This is a genomic window from Paraburkholderia sp. BL18I3N2 (genome assembly GCF_003001875.1).
Taxonomy (GTDB): domain Bacteria; phylum Pseudomonadota; class Gammaproteobacteria; order Burkholderiales; family Burkholderiaceae; genus Paraburkholderia; species Paraburkholderia phytofirmans.
In genome coordinates this window covers 148465-167701 of record NZ_PVNC01000018.1, presented here as the reverse complement: position 1 = coordinate 167701, position 19237 = coordinate 148465, and the positions used below count along the sequence as shown (strand labels likewise).

The window sequence follows — 19237 nt, the reverse complement described above, 5'->3', positions numbered from 1 at the left end:
AGCTCTTCGCCGATGAGCCGCACCCTTTCCGTGATGATGACAGCGCGCCGGCAATCGCGACGTTACACCCGCAGCCGTCTCTCGTACCGGCCGGAGCCAGTTGTGATCTTGTCGTGCGCATGCATTATGAGAAGGATTGCACGCTGACGACCTACAGGCAGAACGTGGATCTGAGCTGGTCCGTGTGCGGTGCAATGCCTGCGGAACGGGATGTGGAATACGACCTGTACAGACGTGCCATGGCCCTGCATGGACGATTTACCGACAGTTCCCTGGCGGCGATTGCGGCAGGCATGCCCGTCGCCTCTCCGAGTGCGATCTTCGAGGTCCTGCGTTTCGGGCGTTGCATTGGTGACGAGATTCCTTATGGCGCGCGTCTGAATCACTGGCGCAAGGTGAAAACGCCGGACGGCGATGGGTGGATTAATCTTTCCAAAGCAGGCGTGCGGGTCTATAGCGATGCCGATTTCCCGGAGTGGGCCAGCTGGAGTTTCATTAACGATGATCCGACGCCCGACAGCCTGTGCGATTCGCCGACGATAAAGCGCTGGCTGGACGTCAATCATGCGGGGCATGTGAGCCACGCCGATGCGGTGAGTGCCCTCGGGATGGAGGCGATCCGCGAGCGCATGGCGCGCGCCGTGTGCAGGTTTCCATCCGAGTGGAGTCGTGAGGGACTGGCCGCGCGATATAACTGGCTGAAGAGTCCGCATGAGGCATTGGCCAATCCGTTGTCAGATGCGGACTTCAATAAACTGATGGACCATGCGCGCGATCTGGCGTTCTGGGAAGACATCAGCGATCCTGATCTGCCTCATGCCAATGAGGTGTGGCATTTCCCGCCGACGGCGTTTATCCGGCACTTCAGGATGTGCGCATGGTTGAGTGTGAGCGAATTCAAGCAGATCCTTCCGAGAGAGGTCTTGCGTGAAGGCCCGCATCACGCAATGTATTACGAAGACGTATTGGCGGTAACCGCCGCATTTTTGCAACATAATCTACGATCGATCAATTTTTCACTGCGGAAATATCGGATCAATACGCCCCAAAGAATTTCGACGTTTTTTGGAAACTCTTTACAGGAAACGCAATGGCTTACCAAGCTCTACGAAAATAACCAAAACATGTGGTATTACCCTTGGGACGGCCGCGGTTTTCTTCAATTGACTGGCCCGGACAACTATGTCGAGTACTGGGACTTCATGGGCCATGGTGTCCAGATTTCTCACCAGACTCGCATGCAGTTGCACAGTGCATACCAGCATGCAAGCGCTGATCGTCCTCATGCGGGAAATTACATTTCCGATAACGTCAGTGGCGTTACGACGTTAATGGTCGAATGGCGCTCAAGTGTCGGAGGAGAAGGGCAGCCTCAAGACCCGGACAGCTTTTCTTGTCCGTCGGATAGTGCTGGCTTCTATTGGTCAAAGATGGGAATGGCTAAGTTCGCTGATCGGACTATCGGCCTTGAACGTCATGAAGTCTTGGCAACACGCCCTCCCAATCCGCACAACCCAGCAAGCGGCAACCCGCCAGTCAGGAAAATTTACTATCACAGCGAAAACTTCCGCGACGCTTCTGCAATCGTCAATTATCCGGCTGCGGTTGGTCATCCTAACGTCGCGTTTAATGGATACGTCGCCCGCTGCATTGGTTTTGCACAAACACTCGCGGTGACGGGTGAACCATGGTTCCAAGACGCACATGGAACACTGCTTTTGTTCCCTGAAGGTCGGCAACCGAGAAGAGACTAATGATGAAATGTAAGGTTAGAAACACACTGTTGATGTGTATCGTTATCTGCAGCTTCAACGTGAGCATGGCTGCTTCCACACTGTCTACCAGCGGTAAATTCTCTGTCCTTTCGGTAGACATGGGTGCGGGGTGTGCTATCCGCCTGCTTGATTTGTATGGAGGTCATCTGCAAAGCGGCATGCCTGCGAAGGCTTCCTATTGGACTGATAAACCACCTGTGCGAAGCAGTCTTGGCAATTTCGGGATCAACTTCGAGTGCCATCGGGGCCAACCGCTTGATGATGTAGCTAAGTCGTATGGATCAAGGTGGGACGTGCGCGGGAGACGGTGGGCTCCGTACTACGAAGACCGCAGCGAGCAACGACTTGCCGGCCCGGTTTCGCGCATGTATCAGTTGCAGACGACGAACGCAACTGGCTTTCTGAGAACCACCGATCAGATCAATGGAGAGGAAAGTGAACGTGTGCGGTTTTACGCTTTCTGTTTATTTCGTGTGGATATAGCGATATGTGGCGACGGTCAGTCACGTTTCCTAAAAGAGCCGGCAGGTGATTTTCTGCCCTATATATTGCGTGTCCTCCGGAGCGTCGAATTCATAAATTCCTCTGGGACAACTGATGAGGAAAAAAAGCCGTGACCGACTCGCCGACCCCACCGGCGAAGTCATCACCACTTCAGACACAACGCACTATGGCGGGCGACGTGTAGCCCGCGAAGGCGATCTTGTGAAATGTCCGCTGCACCCTGAAGTCGAACCCAATGCGATTATCGAGGGCGACAGCGCGATTACCGATCACGGTGTGCCTGTCGCGCGTCATGGGCATCTCACTACGTGCGATTCCCGGCTGGTTTCCAGCCCGATTAGCAACCTGTCAAGTTACGATACAACGCACTTGCCTGGCGCCGGCGTGTGATCGAATCAGTCTGCCGGTCCACGTACAGAGGCATACACAAGCAAGGCTGATGGCGATCCTCCCACGCCTTCATGCCGGTATGAAATATGGTGGACCGGCACCTGCGAAGGAAAGTGCGCGATTACTCGTGTCGTTTCGTCATTCAGCCGTCAGGAACCAAAAAACCGAACCACCCCCCGCATCAAGTAGCCGCCTGCCCAGCGCGCCGCCCCTTCCTGGCCTCCCACCTGACCCGAATCCGATCCATATAAAGATACACAACCGGCGTCGTATAGAGCGTCAGCATCTGGCTGACAATCAGCCCACCCACAATAGCAATCCCCAGCGGCGCCCGAAGCTCGGCCCCTTCACCCCGCCCGAACGCGAGTGGCAAAGCCCCCAGCAACGCGGCAAAAGTCGTCATCATGATCGGTCGGAACCGCAGCAAACAAGCCTGATGAATCGCATCGCGCGACGACAATCCCTGCCGTGACGCTTCAATAGCAAAATCCACCATCATGATCGCGTTCTTCTTCACGATGCCGATCAGCAAAATCACCCCAATCAACGCGATGATGCTGAACTCCGTCTTGAACAGCAGCAACGCCAGCAACGCGCCGACACCCGCGGAAGGCAGCGTCGACAGAATCGTCAGCGGATGGATATAGCTCTCATACAGCATCCCCAGCACGATATACACGGCGGCCAGCGCGGCCAGAATCAGGATCGGCTGATCGGACATCGACTGCTGGAACGCTTGCGCCGTCCCCTGGAAACTGCCGTGGATCGTCCCCGGCATACCGATCTGCGCCATCGTGTCGTAGATTGCCTGGGTCGCAGTCGATAGCGAAACGCCGGGCGGCAAATTGAACGAAATCGTCGAGGCCACGAACTGGCTTTGGTGGTTCACGGAGAGCGGCGTGCTGCCCGGCCCGAAACTCGCGATCGCCGACAGCGGCACCATGGTTTCCTTCGCGGTCGACACCGCCGCACCCGACGAAGCGCTCGACTTGCCGCTCGCCGCAATCGAATTGATCGCCTGATTGCGCGCGGAGTCTGCGGCAATGCTCGCCGCGCTCGAAGCAGTCGTGCCCGCCGTGCCGCCCGTCGTCGCGCTCGTCGACGTCGTGGTCGCGGCGGCGGTCGCCGTTGTCACCGTGCCCGCCGGGGCATTGGTGGTCTGCGCGCCGCTCGCGCTGCCACCCGAGGTGCTGATGTAAATCTGCTTCAGCATGTCCGGGCTCTGCCAGTACTTCGGCGCGACTTCCATCACAACGTGATACTGATTCAACGGGTTGTAGATTGTAGATACCTGACGCTGGCCGAACGCGTCGTACAAGGTGTTGTCGATCTGCGCCGGCTTGATGCCGAGGCGCGCGGCGGTGGCCCGGTCGATCGTCACCATCGCTTCGAGGCCGCCTTGCTGCTGGTCGGAATTCACGTCAGCGAGTTCGGGGCGCGCCTGCAGCGCCTCGGTGAGCTTCGGTCCCCACAGGTACAGATCAGACGTCGAATCGGCCAGCAGCGTGAACTGGTACTGCGCGTTCGATTGCCGTCCGCCGACGCGAATGTCCTGCACCGCTTGCAGGAAGGTCCGCGCGCCGGCTACGTCGCCGAGGGGCGCGCGCAGTTGCTGGATCACCTGATCGGCGGAGTCCTTGCGCTCGGACTTCGATTTCAGCGTCACGAACATGAAGCCGGAATTGGTCTGCCGTCCGCCTGTGAAGCCGGCCACGCTTTCCACCGCTGGATTCTTGCCGACGATCTCCATCATCTGCGCGAACTTGCCTTTCATGGACTGGAACGAGGTGGCCTGGTCGGCCTGAATGCCGCCCACCAGCCGCCCCGTGTCCTGCTGCGGAAAGAAACCCTTCGGCACGATGATGTACAGCCACACGTTCAGGCCGATGGTCAGCAGCAGAATCGTCACGATCAGGCGCGGATGCAGCAGCGCCCAGCCGAGCGTGCGCTCATAACCGCGCTGCATCGACGCGAAGCCGCGTTCCAGCCAGCGGCCGAAACGTCCTTCTTCCTTCTGCTCGTGCGGCTCGCGCAGGAGGCGCGAGCACATCATCGGCGTGAGCGTGAGCGAGACGATCAGCGACACGCCGATCGCGAGCGAGAGCGTCAGCGCGAATTCACGGAACAGGCGCCCGACAATGCCGCCCATCAGCAGAATCGGCAGGAACACGGCGACCAGCGAAATACTGATCGACAGCACGGTGAAGCCGACTTCGCGCGCGCCGAGGAAGGCCGCCTTCATGCGCGGCACACCGTTCTCGATATGCCGCGAAATGTTCTCCAGCACCACGATCGCGTCGTCGACCACGAAGCCGGTCGCGATGGTCAAGGCCATCAGCGAGAGGTTGTCGATCGAGAAGCCGAGCAGGTACATCGCGCCGAACGTGCCGATAATGGAGATCGGCACGGCCACGCTCGGAATCAGCGTGGCGCGCCAGTTGCGCAGGAACAGGAACACCACCATCACAACCAGCGCCACCGCGACCACCAGCGTGCGCTCGGTATCTTTCAGCGAGGCGCGGATCGTGGTGGAGCGGTCGGCGGCCGGCGCGATGTCGACGTCGGCAGGCAGCGACGCGTGCAGTTGCGGCAGCATCGCCGTCACGCGGTCGATGGTGTCGATGATGTTCGCGCCCGGCTGGCGGTACAGAATCACCAGCACCGAACGCTTGCCGTTGAAGAGGCCGAGGTTGCGCAGATCTTCGACCGAATCGACCACTTCGGCCACGTCGGAAAGCTTCACCGCCGCGCCGTTGCGATAGGCGATGACCAGATCCTTGTATTGCGACGCCTTGCTGGCCTGGTCGTTGGTATAGATCTGCACGCGGTTCGGACCGAATTCGATCGAGCCTTTCGGGCTGTTCGCGTTGGCGGCGGCAAGCGCCGCGCGCACGTCTTCCAGACCGATGCCGTAGTGCGAGAGCGCATTCGGCTCCAGTTCGACACGTACGGCCGGGTTGGCCGAGCCGCTCACATCCACTTCGCCGACGCCTTCCACTTGCGACAGCGACTGTTGCAGCACGGTGGCCGCGGAGTCGTACAACTGGCCGGCCGTGAGCGTTTTCGAGGTGAGCGCCAGAATCAGAATCGGGGCGTCGGCGGGATTGACCTTGTGGTACGTCGGATTACTGCGCAAGCTCGCCGGCAGATCGGCGCGCGCTGCGTTGATGGCGGCCTGCACGTCGCGCGCGGCGCCGTCGATGTCGCGGTTCAGGCCGAACTGCATGGTGATGCGCGTCGAGCCGACCGAACTCTGCGAGGTCATTTCGGTGACGTCGGCAATCGAGCCGAGATGCCGTTCGAGCGGACTGGCGACGCTGGTCGCCACGGTATCGGGACTCGCGCCCGGCAACGTGGCCTGCACTGAAATGGTCGGAAAATCGACTTGCGGCAGCGGCGCCACCGGCAGTTTGGTGAACGCGAAAACACCGGCCAGCGCGATGCCGATCGCCAGCAGCGTGGTGGCGACCGGGCGGGAGATAAACGGACGCGACAGATTCATCGCTCAGTTCCCGGCATCGGTGACGGGCGGCGTGGCGCCTTTGGATGGTCCACCGCGATTGAAGCGCTCACGCGCGCGGCGGCCGAGCGAGTCGAACGCGAGGTAGATCACCGGTGTGGTGAAGAGCGTCAGCAACTGGCTGACGATTAACCCGCCCGCAATCGCGATACCCAGCGGACGGCGCAATTCGGAGCCGGCGCCGGTGCCGAGCATCAGCGGCAGCGCGCCGAGCAGGGCCGCGAGCGTGGTCATGAGAATCGGCCGGAAGCGCAACAGACACGCCTGGTAGATCGCTTCGCGCGGCGGCTTGCCTTCCTCGCGCTCGGCGTAGAGCGCGAAGTCGATCATCATGATCGCGTTCTTCTTCACGATACCGATCAGCAGCACGATCCCGATGATGCCGATGATGTCGAGATCATGCCCGGTGATCAGCAGCGCCAGCAACGCGCCCACACCTGCCGAAGGCAGCGTCGAGAGAATCGTGATCGGATGGATGAAGCTCTCGTACAGCACGCCAAGCACGATATACATCGTGACGATCGCCGCGAGAATCAGGAACAGTTCGTTCGAGAGCGACGCCTGGAACGCCAGGGCCGCGCCCTGGTAGCGCGTCTGGAACGATGCGGGCAAGCCGATGTCCTTCTCCGCCTGATCGATTGCCTTGACCGCCGCGCCGAGCGACGAACCCGGCGCGAGGTTGAACGACACCGTGGTGGCCGGGAACTGGCTCAGGTGCGTGACCAGCAGCGGCGCGGGCTTCTCGATGAAACGCGCGATCGACGACAGCGGCACCTGGCCGCCGGTGGAGGTGGAAGAGGGCAGATAGATCGACTTCAGCGATTCGGTGTAGTGCTGCATCTCCGGCTGCGCTTCCAGAATCACGCGGTACTGGTTCGACTGCGTGAAGATGGTGGAGATGATGCGTTGACCGAACGCGTCGTACAGTGCGCTATCGACAGTGGCCGGCGTGATGCCGTAACGCGACGCGGTGGCGCGGTCGATTTCGATGTAGACCGACTGGCCGTTGTCCTGCAGGTCGGTGGCCACGTCGGCCAGCTCGGGCGACTGCTTCAGACGTTCGACCAGCTTGGGCACCCACGTAGTGAATTCGCCGATGTTCGGATCGGTCAGCATGAACTGGTACTGCGTCGGGCTGACGGTCGAGTCGATTGTCAGATCCTGCACCGGCTGCATGTACAGCGACGCGCCGGGAATATGCGCCACGTCACGTTGCAACTGGCGGATCACTTCGCTCGCGGTATTGCTGCGGTCGTCGCGCGGCTTCAGGTTGATCAGCATGCGGCCGCTGTTCAGCGTGATATTGCTGCCGTCCACGCCGATGAACGAGGTCAGGCTCTCCACATCCGGATTCTTCAGGATCTGCGCGGCGAGTTCCTGCTGGCGCTCGGCCATCGACGCATACGATACCGACTGCGGCGCCTGCGTGATCGCCTGGATCACGCCCGTGTCCTGTACCGGGAAGAAGCCCTTCGGAATGAATACATAAAGCACGCCGGTCAGCACCAGCGTCAGCACCGCGACAACCAGCGTGGAGCGTTGCCGGTTCAGCACCCATGTGAGCGCGACCGCGTAACGCGCGATCACCCAGTCGATCGCGCGATGCGCCTTGGCTTCGAAACGGTGGCTCTCGTGCGGCGGCGTGTGGCGCAGCAGTTTGGCGCACATCATCGGCACGAGCGTGAGCGACACGACCGCCGAGATCACGATCGTCACGGCGAGCGTAATGGCGAATTCGTGGAACAGCCGGCCGACCACGTCGCCCATGAAGAGCAGCGGAATCAGCACGGCGATCAGCGAGACCGTCAGCGAAATGATCGTGAAGCCGATCTGTTTCGAGCCCTTCAACGCGGCTTCGAGCGGCGCTTCGCCTTCCTCCACGTAACGCGCGATGTTCTCGATCATCACGATCGCGTCGTCGACCACGAAGCCGGTCGCGATGGTCAACGCCATCAACGACAGGTTGTCGAGCGAGAAGCCGCACAGGTACATCACGGCGAGCGTGCCGATCAGCGAGAGCGGCACCGAGAGGCTTGGAATGATGGTCGCGTAGACGTTGGCGAGGAACAGGTACATGACCAGCACGACCAGCACGACCGACATGGCCAGTTCGAACTGCACGTCGCGCACCGAGGCGCGGATCGTGGTAGTGCGGTCGGTGACGACTTCCACGTCGAGCGCGGCGGGCAGCGCCTGCTGCAACTGCGGCAGCAGCTTCTTGATGCTGTCCACCACCTGGATCACGTTCGCACCCGGCTGACGCTGCACGTTCAGGATGATCGCGGGCGTGCCGTCGACCCACGCGCCGAGCTTGGTGTTTTCCGCGCCCTGCACGATAGTGGCGACGTCGGTCAGCATCACCGCGCGGCCGTTCTTATAGGCGACCACGGCGCTCTTGTAGGCGTCGGCGTCGGTCAACTGGTCGTTCGCGTTGATCGTGTAGTTGCGCGTGGGGCCGTCGAAGTTACCCTTCGGCGTGTTGACGTTCAGGTTCGAGATGGTGGTGCGCAAGTCGTCCAGATTCAGACCATACGCGGCGAGCGCGCGCGGGTTCGCCTGAATCCGCACAGCCGGGCGCTGGCCGCCCGACAGGCTCACCAGACCTACGCCCGCCACCTGCGAAATCTTCTGCGCGAGACGCGTGTCGGCCAGATCCTGCACCTGCGTGAGCGGCAGTGTTTTCGAGGTGATCGCGAGCGTGATGATCGGCGCGTCGGCCGGATTGACCTTCGCATAGATCGGCGGCGCGGGCAGGTCCGACGGCAGCAGATTGCCGGCCGCGTTGATGGCGGCCTGGACTTCCTGCTCCGCGATATCGAGCGGCAGATCGAGACTGAACTGCAGCGTGATGATCGACGAGCCGGCCGAGCTTTGCGACGACATCTGATTCAACGACGGCATCTGCCCGAACTGACGCTCGAGCGGCGCGGTGACCGATGAGGTCATCACGTCCGGGCTCGCGCCCGGATAGAAGGTCTGCACCTGGATCGTCGGGTAGTCGACCTCGGGCAGCGCCGAGAGCGGCAGGAAGCGCAGCGCGACGAGACCGACCAGCATGATCGCCGCCATCAGCAGCGCGGTGCCGACGGGACGCAGAATAAAGGCGCGAGATGGATTCATGCGGTAAGTGCCGTGCCTTTATTGCGAGGCTTGCGCCGCGTGTTTGCCATGATGAGCGTGGGCGCCGGATGCGCCCGATGCGGCGGCCGCGCCGCTTGCCCCACGGGCACCCGATGCGCCACGCGGCTTGTCGGCCGGAATCGTGATTTTCGCGCCTTCCTTCAGGCGGTCCGAACCGTCGATCACGACGCGCTCGCCCACCGTCAGGCCGGATTTGATGCTCGTGCGTTCGCCATCCACGGGGCCGACCTTGACCGGCCGCACGGTCACCGTGTTATCCGCCTTCACGACGTACACGAACGGGCCCATCGAGCCGTTGAGCACGGCCGGTGTGGGCACGATCACGGCGTCCTTGATCGTATCGACCAGCAGGCGCGCATTCACGAACTGATTCGGGAACAGCAGGTTCTTGCTGTTCTGGAAGATCGCGCGCAGCTTGACCGTGCCGGTGGTGGTGTCGATCTGGTTGTCCAGCGTTTCGAGCATGCCGCCTTCGAGCGACGTGGTGTTGCTGCGGTCATATGCCGTGACCGAGAGCTTCGCGCCCGACTGGGTCCGCTGGATGATCTGTTGGAGATTGTCTTCGGAGGTCGTGAAGATCACGCTGATCGGCTGCAACTGGGTAATCACCACGAGGCCGTTGGTCAGGCTCGGCGTCACGTAGTTGCCCGGATCGACCTGGCGCAGACCGACGCGTCCCGACACCGGCGCGGTGATACGCGCATACACGAGATCGAGTTTGAAAGTGTCGATATTGGCCTTGTCGGACTTCACCGTGCCTTCGTATTGCCGCACTAGCGAGGCCTGCGTATCCACCTGCTGGCTGGCGATGGAGTCTTGCGAGAGCAACGTCTGGTAGCGCTTCAGGTCGAGGCGGGCGGTTTGCAACAGGGCCTCGTCGCGGGCGAGCGTGCCTTGCGCGTTGTCGAGCGAAATCTGGTACGGACGCGGGTCGATCTGGGCCAGCACGTCGCCCTTCTTGACCATCTGGCCTTCCTTGAAATACACCTCCTGCAACACGCCGCTCAACTGCGGCAGCACGGTGACGTTGGCCAGCGGCGTGACCGTGCCGAGGGCGGTTAGCACCACCGGCATTTCGCCCTGCGTCGCGGCCGCTACGTGAACCGGCTGCGGCATGTTGCCCATCGCGCCGCTGCGGCCAGCACGCCCGGCGCGGGCGCCGCTCGCGTCGCTGGCGCCGGCCGCGCCGCTCGCGCCGCCGCCGGGACCGCCCCACGGATGCCAGCGCCACAGCACGACGCCGAGGATGACCAGGGCGGCGACGATCAACGCGAGATTGCGGCCGCGATGCCGCTTCACCACGCCTGGCGGCGGGGTCGATGTGCCGGCGGGGCCGCCGCGGGAGGACGGTTGGGAAGCCGGAGGAACAGGGCGTGTGGTTTCCGAATGCTTTTGTTGTTCGTCCATCGGTTCGGTCAGGTGACTGGCTTGGATGTGAGCCGCTCGCGCGTTCGTGCCGTTTCGACAGTTCGGCGGGCCGGTACGCGAATGGCATGACAGGCGGTTTCGACAACGGGTACACCGCGCTCGTTCAGCGCGATCCTACCCAAGGCGCGGGACAGAGATGTTAACGCAATGCGGCATCGAAACAGGCGGCCTGAGCGTTATTGAAGGAGAAACGGCAAGCCGGGCGCGCGCGTCCCGCGACAGGAAGGCATGATCCTACGTCGCGGGCTCTGTAACAGTCCACCCGCGTATTTTTCTTTTGATTACGAAGGTTACAGGATTGCTTGCAAAACCTTCGCCGCTCGCCGGCGAACTTGCGTCCGGTTCAGGTATCGAGGCGGCGCCCCGGCGTGCCGCCGATCTCCAGCACGATTCTGGCGACGCACTCGAGCAGCGCTGGCGCGGCGCGCGAGATCAGCCAGTCGCGCGGGCACTGGTCGGCTGAGCCGCCGCAATTGACCGCGTAGCGTTCGCCCGACGGTCCTGTGAAACCGAGTGCGATTGCGTTCAGTCCGTCGTACCATTCGCCCGTGGCGATCGCGAAGCCGCGCTCGATGGTTTCCTGTAATGCGCTGTCGAGCCGGCTGCCAACGTGGCCCCAGTCGTCGCCTTCAGCCGCCTGCAAGCCGATCAGCAGTTTTTCCCGCTCCGGCTCTTCGAGCGCGGCCAGATAGGCGCGGCCGATGGCGGTGCGGCTCAGATTCATGCGCGAGCCGATTTCGAGGCGCGACACCAGCACCGCCGAACGCGGCCGGATCGCGTCGATCACCACCATGTCGAGGCGGTCGCGCACGGCCAGATGGACGGACAACGCCGTGCGTTCGGCCAGTTCGATCAGGAACGGCCGGGCGCGAGCGCGGATGTCGAAGTTGCGCAGAAAGCCGTTGCTCAACTCCAGCACCGACGAGGTCAGCACGAACCGCTCGCTATCGGGCAGGCGAAACAGGAAGCCCGCGCTGACCAGCGTGGCGGTGATTCGCGACACGGTGGGTTTGGGAATGCCGGTCAGCTCGGTCAGTTCGCGGTTGCTGAGCGGCGCGTCGGCGGCGGCGACCGAGCGCAGCACGGTCAGGCCGCGCGCGAGGGCGGTCACTTCGTCGCCGGAGCCGTCTTTGTCTCTGGCCGGGTCTGCCGCGGTTCGGGAGGGCGTGGGTCGGTTCATGTGTTTTTTTGGAACTTTATTTCAATTTCTTTCTTCGCAGCCCTGCCGACGACCGTCTCTCAAGCGCCGGTCGCGGTCCCAAAATGGGGCATCGGAGTGATTTTTCATCAGAAGATTCATTGTATCGGAATATTTTTCCGCGACGAATGAAGCTTCTTTAGATTTTGCTTGACTTAGTCAGCATAACCATAAAAAATGGAATCTCATTTCGAAAGACGGTTTCAGGTTCCGCATTTTGAAGTTTCGAACCTGCCGTGGCCCGCACGAATGTCTGTGTCGAGTGTCTTCTCATAGTCCGCCGTAACAGTCCATGTCGCGTTCTGTACAGGCGCGCATCGCAGGCCAAACTTTCGAATACCGTCTCTCAGGTTCTAGCACGGCCCTCGGAATGGCTAGAACTTTTTAAGGCGTCACGGCAACGTGACGCCTTTTTTTTGCCCGCGGCTGCGGGTCGCCGACGCGGCCTATGTACCGACTGGCGAAAGGTTTCTGTATCTGGCCGTGGCGCTGAATATGGCTAGTCGCCTCTGATAGAACGTCGCCGAACTGCCGAAGCTATATCAGTCCCCTGATGATGAACTGTGCGCGGCCGTGTCCAAAGGACCAGTCCGTATTGTCGTTCTCAAACGATCGACACAACGACATCATCCGGCGAGACAGCGCATGGGGCGCTAAGCGGACCAACAGCGCTATCCCGCCAACCTCGTGATCGCCACCTGGCTGCCCGCTTGCTCTCGCAGACGAAACTTCTGGATCTTGCCTGTAGCAGTCTTGGGCAATTCGCCGAAAATCACACGGCGCGGGCATTTGAAATGCGCCAGTCGCTCGCGGCAGAACAGGATGACATCCTGCTCCGTTATGTCGGAGGCATCCGGCTTCAGTTCGATGAATGCACAAGGCGTCTCGCCCCATTTGTCATCCGGCTGAGCGACCACGGCCGCGTTGAGCACGCCCGACATGCGATAAATCACCTCCTCGACCTCCACGGACGAAATGTTCTCTCCACCCGAGATGATGACGTCCTTGGAGCGGTCGGTGATCTGGATGTAGCCGTCTGGATGAACGACTGCAAGATCTCCGGTATGAAACCAACCGCCGCCGAAAGCTTTTGCCGTTGCTTCGGGGTTCTTGAAGTATCCCATCATTACCGTATTGCCCTGGACCAGAACCTCGCCGCAAGACTTGCTATCGGCGGCCACCGGCTCAAGCGTCGCGAGATCGGCGACCGACATTTTCTCGAACGCCGCCGCGCGTACACCTTGTCGCGCTTTGAGTCGCCCTTGATGCTCCGGCGACAACGTATCCCACTCGTCGTGCCAGGCACAGCTGATGGGCGTGCCGCAGATCTCGGTAATGCCAAAGACGTGGTCGACGTCGAAACCCATTGCGTCGACAGCCTCCAGAACCGCTGCCGGCGCCGGTGAGCCGGCGGTAAGGACTCGCACGCGGCGCGGCAGCGGCTGCCGTTCCGATTGAGGCATGCTCGCAATGCCTGAGAGCACGATCGGCGCCGCACAAAAATGATCGACACCGTGCTCGGCGATGGCGGAGAGAATATTCGCGGCATTCACCTTGCGCAAACAGACGTGCGTTCCCGCCGCGGCAGTAATCGCCCATGTGAAGCACCAGCCGTTCGCGTGGAACATGGGAAGCGTCCACAGGTAAACCGGTGCACGCGGGAGCGGCCAGTTCGTCATCTGCAGCAGGCTCATCAGATACGTGCCGCGGTGGCTCGGAACGACGCCCTTCGGATCCCCGGTCGTCCCGGACGTGTAGTTCAATGCAATGGGCGTCCACTCGTCGAGCGGGCGGCGGCCCGCAAATGCCGGATCACCGCTCGCCAGCAGCGACTCATAATCAGTTTCCCCGATGGCGGGGCCATCGGGCGCTTCGTGATCGTTGATGTCGATCACGCGCGGCGGATTGGGAACTGACTGCAATGCTTTCTCGACGAGCGGTGCAAATTCGCGGTCTACGAGCAGGAGCTTGCATTCGCCGTGGCGCAGAATGAAGGCGACACCGTCAGCATCGAGTCGGCAATTGATGGCATTGAGAACCGCCCCCGAGAGCGGCACGCCGAAGTGGGCCTCAAGCATGGCCGGGGTGTTCGGCGCAATGATCGACACCGTGTCTCCCGGTTCGATGCCCAACTGAACGAGCGCCGACGCGAAGCGATAGCAACGCTCGCGCGTCTTCGCCCATGTCTGCCGGAAGTCGCCATGAATGATCGCGGTTCGATTCGGATAGACGTCGGCGGTTCGATCAAGGAAGGTCAAGGGCGTCAATGGAACGTGGTTCGCCGCGTTCTTCTCAAGTCCTCGAGAATAGGCCGTTGCACTCATGACTTTGTCTCCATTCATTCTTGGTAGAAAGTAGTGAAATCGCCGACCGCACTGCGCTCTGTGACCAGAGTGTTCTCGATGCAGTTGGGATCCGCATAACCCAGACTCATTCCGCACACCAACATGTGGTTCTCGGGAATGGACAGTTCGTTGGCGATGACACGGTGGAACTTGTTGAAAGCCGCCTGCGGACACGTGTCGAGGCCCCGCGCGCGGGCGGCGATCATGACGCTTTGCAGGAACATGCCCGTGTCCAGCAGACTTCCTTCACGCATGATCCGGTCAACCGTGAAAAACAGGCCCACGGGTGCATCGAAGAAGTTGTAGTTGCGACCGTGCTGGACGTGCATCCGCTCCTTGTCACCCTTCTCGATGCCCAGCAGGCCATACAGGTTCCAACCAACCTCACGCCGGCGGTCCACATATGGTGCGATCCATTCGCGCGGGTAGTAGTCATAGGGCTCGTCCAGGTCGGAGCTGCGGACGGGATCGTCATTGATCTCGTTGATGGCGGCAGACAGGCGGGACTTCATTGCGCCTGTCACGACATGCACATGCCAGGGCTGGATGTTGACGCCGGTTGCGCTGAAGCGAGCCACGTCGAGGATGGACTCGATCTGCTCGCGAGGAACCGGCGTGGGCAGGAAAGCACGGACGCTGCGCCGCGTGACGAGCGCCCAATCGACGGCTCGGTTCACGTCGGCAAACGAGTTCAAGGGAAGAGGAGATAGACGGTCCATTTCGATGCCGGGATTGAAAGTTGCGCTGCACATGAATCATGTAGCGTTTGTTGAGGGTAACGCCCATACGCGCCGCGTGGTTGGCAAGAATCTCGGCCACGAAGCTGCATATGGCGGAAATGTCAGCGCCCCGCGCCGCCCTGAACCGCGACAACAGGCACGCTGCTTGAGCGATGCGAATCGGCACGTGTCTGGTTGATCAGCGTCACCGCCGCCGCGCCGATGAGGCCAGCCAGGCCGATTGCCATGAAATTTTGTTCCAGCGGCAGCTTCAGGGAGACGAGCCAACCAATGAGCACCGGAGCCACGATCGCGCCGATCCGGCCCACGCCGGAAGCAAAGCCAACACCCGTAGACCGGATCGCATGAGGATAGAAGTCACCCGCATAGGCGTAGGCGAGCAATTGCGTACCGAGCGTCGATGCGCCGACAACGAATACGACGGCAAACAACGCTACGGTCGACTTCGTGTAGCCCATCAGCGACAGCGCAACCGCCCCGACGATGTAGAACGCAATCAGCACCCGCTTGATGTTGACTTTGTCGCTGAGCCAACCGCCGAAGATCGCACCGGCGATCGCGCCGACGTTGAAGACGATCACGAAGTTCAAAGCTGAACCCAGGCTATACCCAGCCATGGCCATCAGCTTGGTCAACCACGAACTGAGCGCGTAGACCATGAAGAGGCCCGTCATGAACGCGACCCATATCATCGTGGTACTGAAGCCGCGGCCATCCTGGAAGAGTCGTCGCACCGAAGCGTCGCTGGCTTTGTCCGACGAAGCTCCTGCAAACTGCTCTCGACCGCTCGACGGATAGTCGGGCACCAGCCGCTTCATGACTGTGCGCAGTTCGTCGTGCCGGCCGCTTCTGAGCAGGAAAATCATTGAATGGGGCATGGTTTTGATGATGAATGGGATCAACAGCACGGGCAGGCCCGCGGCAAAAAAGACCGATTGCCAGCCGTAGCTGTCGATAAGCTGCTTTGCAGTCAGCGCCACCAGAATCCCGCCAATCGAATAGCCTGCGAACACGAGCGTGACCAATCGGGTACGCAACGCATTGGGCGAAAACTCCGCCATTTGCGCGGTGACAATCGGCAAGACTCCGCCGATGCCCAGGCCGGCGACAAAGCGCGTCACGCTGAAACTGATCGGATCGCTCGTCAACCCGGCGGCCGCCGTGAAAAGACTGAAAAGGGCCACGCAAACGCACATCATCGTTGGTCGTCCGAAACGGTCCGCCAGCGTGCCAAGGAAAATGGCCCCGAGCATGACCCCGACAAGTGTCGAGCCGGCCATGATGCCCGCGCTGGTCGCGCCGATGTGCATGTCTTTCATGATCGATGGCAGCGCCGCGCCGACGACGGCAAGATCGTAGCCATCGAGTATCAACATCAAGACACACCAGAACAGGACAAGGGTATGAAAGCTATTGAATCTGGCCCGGCCGGCGAGTGAATACACGTCTATCTGGTTCATGTCGTCTCCTTGGTTTTAATCTCGTGCGTGAAATCCGCGCGAGCTGTGGGCACCATCGATGGGGCGCCTCTATCGCGCCCCAATCGACCGCCGCTGTCGTGCTGCCACCAGTGTCAGGCGGACGTGATTGGCAGTCCATGTCCGTGAACTTCAACATGCATGAGGTCACCGAACACCCAGGTTTGCGGCGTTACGCCACCGGCGGTAGCGCCAAATCTCCGTTAGGCGAGGGCATTGATTTCCAGTTGGAGAAATCGGTTCTCGTGAGGACGGATTGCGGCAGTCCCCCGGACAAACCATGACCCCGTTGCGACTGTCCGCATGGCAGTGGCCATTCGTCTACCCGTCTGAGTACGGGCGCAAAGACGGACGGCGCGGATAAGCTCGGCGCGATAGTCGAGCCGCGCTATATAACGCAGGCTCCGCGAGCAACGAATCGACGCAAGGTTCCTGTGCAACGAAATGCGGTGAGCCCGCTCAGTGTGGCCGTAAGCCGGATGCCGTTGCAGGTCGTTGAAGGGCTGGTGATTTGCATCGGGCTGGAACGTGCCCACCCGGTTGCGTCAGCGCTGAAAACTCCGCGCGGAACGCAACCGCCCGGCACAGCCGATTGCGAGCACGGCGAACCTGACTAATTCGAGCACATGAAGCTCGCCGCCAGATTCTGGTCGCCACCGATGTATTTGGGCCACTGTGGGTATTCGCACATGGGCCTGGTACGGCCCGCTGTTGGCGGAGCCAAATCCGTGATAGTCAGATTTTTGGGCTCCATTCCTTTCGTCACCCAGTTGTCCAATTCCGTCAGACCGTCATATGAACCATTGAATTGTCCGCCGGAGCCGTGGGCCGCGCCCGGAACTAGGTAGAACTTCAGAAATTGGCTAAGTGGCCCCTGCCCGAATCGGGATACCAGCCGGTTATAGAAATCAATCGACAATTGCGCCGGAATGAACTGGTCCGATTGTCCGTGCTGGAGAATGATCTTGCCGCCGCGGCTCTGGAATTGACTCAAATCAGTGCTGGTGCTGTCCATGAGTGCGCTTACCGCCTGGACGCGCGAGGTTAATGATCCCGGGTTGGCGGGATTAAAATTCAGAATGCTTGATGCAGCGTCGCGAGCGACCGCAAACCGGAGCATGTCATTTGGAAACGTGTAATAAAACGCGCTCTTGCCGATCACCCCGGGCTCCACTGTTGCATCTGCGGCTGAGGTGCCCCAGGCCAAACTAGTGGACCAAAAGTCCGCGCCGGTGAACGCGTTATACGCTGGGAATGTCTGTATGCCGTTTGCCAGATTGAAACTAAGGTTAAGCGGTGTGCCAGCGGTGGTTAGCGTATTGATTTGCGCGTCTGACAAGCAACTATCACCGGTGTCGCCTCCGCCGGCGCAGCGAATCACTGCTGGATCGAACGCGCATGCTGCAGGGTTACTGATCATGCCGTCGGCGACGCCATCCAGAGCATCGCATTGCTTCATGACGGCTGCGATAACGGCCTTGCCTTTCGCAGGCGTGATGTAGCCTCCAGGTGCCAGCAGAGCGCGCGAGATCCTGCCCATCTGGAGCCATAGTCCTGTTATTCCCGACGCGGGAAAGGTCGAAATGATACCGTCATAGTCTTGCGGGAACCGTTGTGCCGCAATCAAACCCTGTCGTCCACCGCTCGAACCACCAATAAAATAACTGTGCACGAAGTCCGAGCCATATCGCGCCTTTGCAATGTAGGCTGCGAAATCATGAGTCTTCTTGATGTGGTCGCCTGCGTAGTTGGCGAGTGCCTCATCGTTTGCCGCAAACGAACCGTCCAGGGCGTTACCCTCATGCCCGCTGTCGCTTCCCACCGTTACGTAACCCCTGCGCAACGGCGTACTGACCCCCGCGGGCTCTGCCCCGAGTAAGAACCCGTCAGCGGGTGAGCCCTCGGTATTGGCTATGGTGCCGTCAAATCCCCCGCCACCAAAGTGAACAACTTTTCCGTTGAAGTTAGTCGGAAGGTCCACCTCCGCCCGAATATCGGGCGCATTGAAATCGACCGGGTGAATAGTTCCGAGCACTTTGCAATACTCGCCATTGCTGTTACCAGAATCGGTATCGGCAACGAGCGTCGCGGACACGATAGTGGCACCGGTTGTCGGCAACCCAATAGAGGTGGCAGGAACGGTCATACCAGCCAACGCACTGCACTTCGCGGCTGGCGTCACGGCCGCGACGTTTGCCGGTGCGGCGTCATTGCCGCCGCAGCCAGATACGGTAACGGCTAATGCTGCGAATAGAACACTCACAATAGCCGGGCTTCGGCGAATTCTGAACCGGGTTCTCATTCTCGTCTCCATATATTTTTTTGCTACCGCAATGTGCTGCTCATCGAGGGCAATTGTTATTTGCCACCGCTGATTCGGTGACGTGGTGGCGAGAAAACTGCTGCCCCAATAAGCGATGACGCTTCACTTATTTTGCGGTGGCGATCAAGTGCGGGGCTCTTGCGGAGCCAGCTATGAATACTCTGCGCAACCGGTGCGAGGCTTGTTCTGATTTGCCGGACGCGACTGTAGTGTCAGCCTGGCTGGCACGCCAATCCATGTCCGCCGACTTCAGTTTGCATGAGGTCTGTGGACACGTTGGGCTTTCGTTGTGCCAACGCGCGTTCGGAAACGAGGATCGAACCGTTTGGACAACTCAGACGTACAAGCAAGTCGGAACGCTCGAATTCCGCTATGACAACGGTACGAGTTCTAAC

The 19237-nt window shown here is 60.7% G+C and carries 10 protein-coding genes and 1 pseudogene; 3 read left to right on the top strand and 8 right to left on the bottom strand.

Annotated elements, in window-relative coordinates; all coding sequences use genetic code 11:
- From B0G75_RS40885 to B0G75_RS32190, 3 genes and pseudogenes are all read left to right on the top strand, one after another.
- Positions 1-1754, top strand: a pseudogene (locus B0G75_RS40885) (hypothetical protein); the annotation flags it as partial.
- A 65-nt stretch (positions 1755-1819) separates the two neighbouring features.
- Positions 1820-2392 carry a hypothetical protein gene (locus tag B0G75_RS40340; RefSeq protein ID WP_146142558.1) on the top strand — a complete coding sequence of 191 codons (573 nt, stop codon included), beginning with the start codon at positions 1820-1822 and terminating at the stop codon, positions 2390-2392.
- Complete coding sequence (locus B0G75_RS32190; RefSeq protein WP_106314039.1) at positions 2373-2669, top strand: PAAR domain-containing protein; 297 nt, start codon at positions 2373-2375, stop codon at positions 2667-2669. The genes B0G75_RS40340 and B0G75_RS32190 overlap by 20 nt, the downstream gene beginning before the upstream one ends.
- A gap of 181 nt (positions 2670-2850) precedes the next feature.
- On the opposite strand, the gene B0G75_RS32185 is transcribed toward B0G75_RS32190, so the two are convergent.
- From B0G75_RS32185 to B0G75_RS32150, 8 genes are all read right to left on the bottom strand, one after another.
- Positions 2851-6171, bottom strand: a complete 3321-nt coding sequence (locus B0G75_RS32185) for an efflux RND transporter permease subunit (RefSeq protein WP_106314038.1) — start codon at positions 6169-6171, stop codon at positions 2851-2853.
- A gap of 3 nt (positions 6172-6174) precedes the next feature.
- Complete coding sequence (locus B0G75_RS32180; protein ID WP_106314037.1) at positions 6175-9309, bottom strand: MdtB/MuxB family multidrug efflux RND transporter permease subunit; 3135 nt, start codon at positions 9307-9309, stop codon at positions 6175-6177.
- Positions 9310-9327: 18 nt separating this feature from the next.
- Positions 9328-10737 carry an MdtA/MuxA family multidrug efflux RND transporter periplasmic adaptor subunit gene (locus B0G75_RS32175; protein WP_106314036.1) on the bottom strand — a complete coding sequence of 470 codons (1410 nt, stop codon included), beginning with the start codon at positions 10735-10737 and terminating at the stop codon, positions 9328-9330.
- Positions 10738-11101: 364 nt separating this feature from the next.
- Positions 11102-11938 carry an IclR family transcriptional regulator gene (locus tag B0G75_RS32170; RefSeq protein ID WP_106314035.1) on the bottom strand — a complete coding sequence of 279 codons (837 nt, stop codon included), beginning with the start codon at positions 11936-11938 and terminating at the stop codon, positions 11102-11104.
- A 689-nt stretch (positions 11939-12627) separates the two neighbouring features.
- Positions 12628-14280, bottom strand: coding sequence for an AMP-binding protein (locus B0G75_RS32165; RefSeq protein WP_106314034.1), 1653 nt, complete (start codon positions 14278-14280; stop codon positions 12628-12630).
- A gap of 14 nt (positions 14281-14294) precedes the next feature.
- Positions 14295-15020: a nitroreductase gene (locus tag B0G75_RS32160; RefSeq protein ID WP_181309398.1), complete on the bottom strand. Its 726-nt coding sequence runs from the start codon at positions 15018-15020 to the stop codon at positions 14295-14297.
- 122 nt (positions 15021-15142) lie between these two features.
- Positions 15143-16501: an MFS transporter gene (locus B0G75_RS32155; RefSeq protein WP_106314032.1), complete on the bottom strand. Its 1359-nt coding sequence runs from the start codon at positions 16499-16501 to the stop codon at positions 15143-15145.
- 631 nt (positions 16502-17132) lie between these two features.
- Positions 17133-18821: a tannase/feruloyl esterase family alpha/beta hydrolase gene (locus B0G75_RS32150; protein ID WP_106314031.1), complete on the bottom strand. Its 1689-nt coding sequence runs from the start codon at positions 18819-18821 to the stop codon at positions 17133-17135.
- Positions 18822-19237: the final 416 nt, after the last annotated feature.

What these genes read in the sequence shown, in the direction of transcription:
- B0G75_RS32175 (WP_106314036.1), bottom strand. Translation starts at nt 10,737, where the DNA reads ATGGACGAACAACAAAAGCATTCGGAAACCACACGCCCTGTTCCTCCG.
- B0G75_RS32180 (WP_106314037.1), bottom strand. Translation starts at nt 9,309, where the DNA reads ATGAATCCATCTCGCGCCTTTATTCTGCGTCCCGTCGGCACCGCGCTG.
- B0G75_RS32185 (WP_106314038.1), bottom strand. Translation starts at nt 6,171, where the DNA reads ATGAATCTGTCGCGTCCGTTTATCTCCCGCCCGGTCGCCACCACGCTG.
- B0G75_RS32190 (WP_106314039.1), top strand. Translation starts at nt 2,373, where the DNA reads ATGAGGAAAAAAAGCCGTGACCGACTCGCCGACCCCACCGGCGAAGTC.
- B0G75_RS32160 (WP_181309398.1), bottom strand. Translation starts at nt 15,020, where the DNA reads ATGGACCGTCTATCTCCTCTTCCCTTGAACTCGTTTGCCGACGTGAAC.
- B0G75_RS32170 (WP_106314035.1), bottom strand. Translation starts at nt 11,938, where the DNA reads ATGAACCGACCCACGCCCTCCCGAACCGCGGCAGACCCGGCCAGAGAC.
- B0G75_RS40340 (WP_146142558.1), top strand. Translation starts at nt 1,820, where the DNA reads ATGGCTGCTTCCACACTGTCTACCAGCGGTAAATTCTCTGTCCTTTCG.
- B0G75_RS32155 (WP_106314032.1), bottom strand. Translation starts at nt 16,501, where the DNA reads ATGAACCAGATAGACGTGTATTCACTCGCCGGCCGGGCCAGATTCAAT.
- B0G75_RS32150 (WP_106314031.1), bottom strand. Translation starts at nt 18,821, where the DNA reads ATGAGAACCCGGTTCAGAATTCGCCGAAGCCCGGCTATTGTGAGTGTT.
- B0G75_RS32165 (WP_106314034.1), bottom strand. Translation starts at nt 14,280, where the DNA reads ATGAGTGCAACGGCCTATTCTCGAGGACTTGAGAAGAACGCGGCGAAC.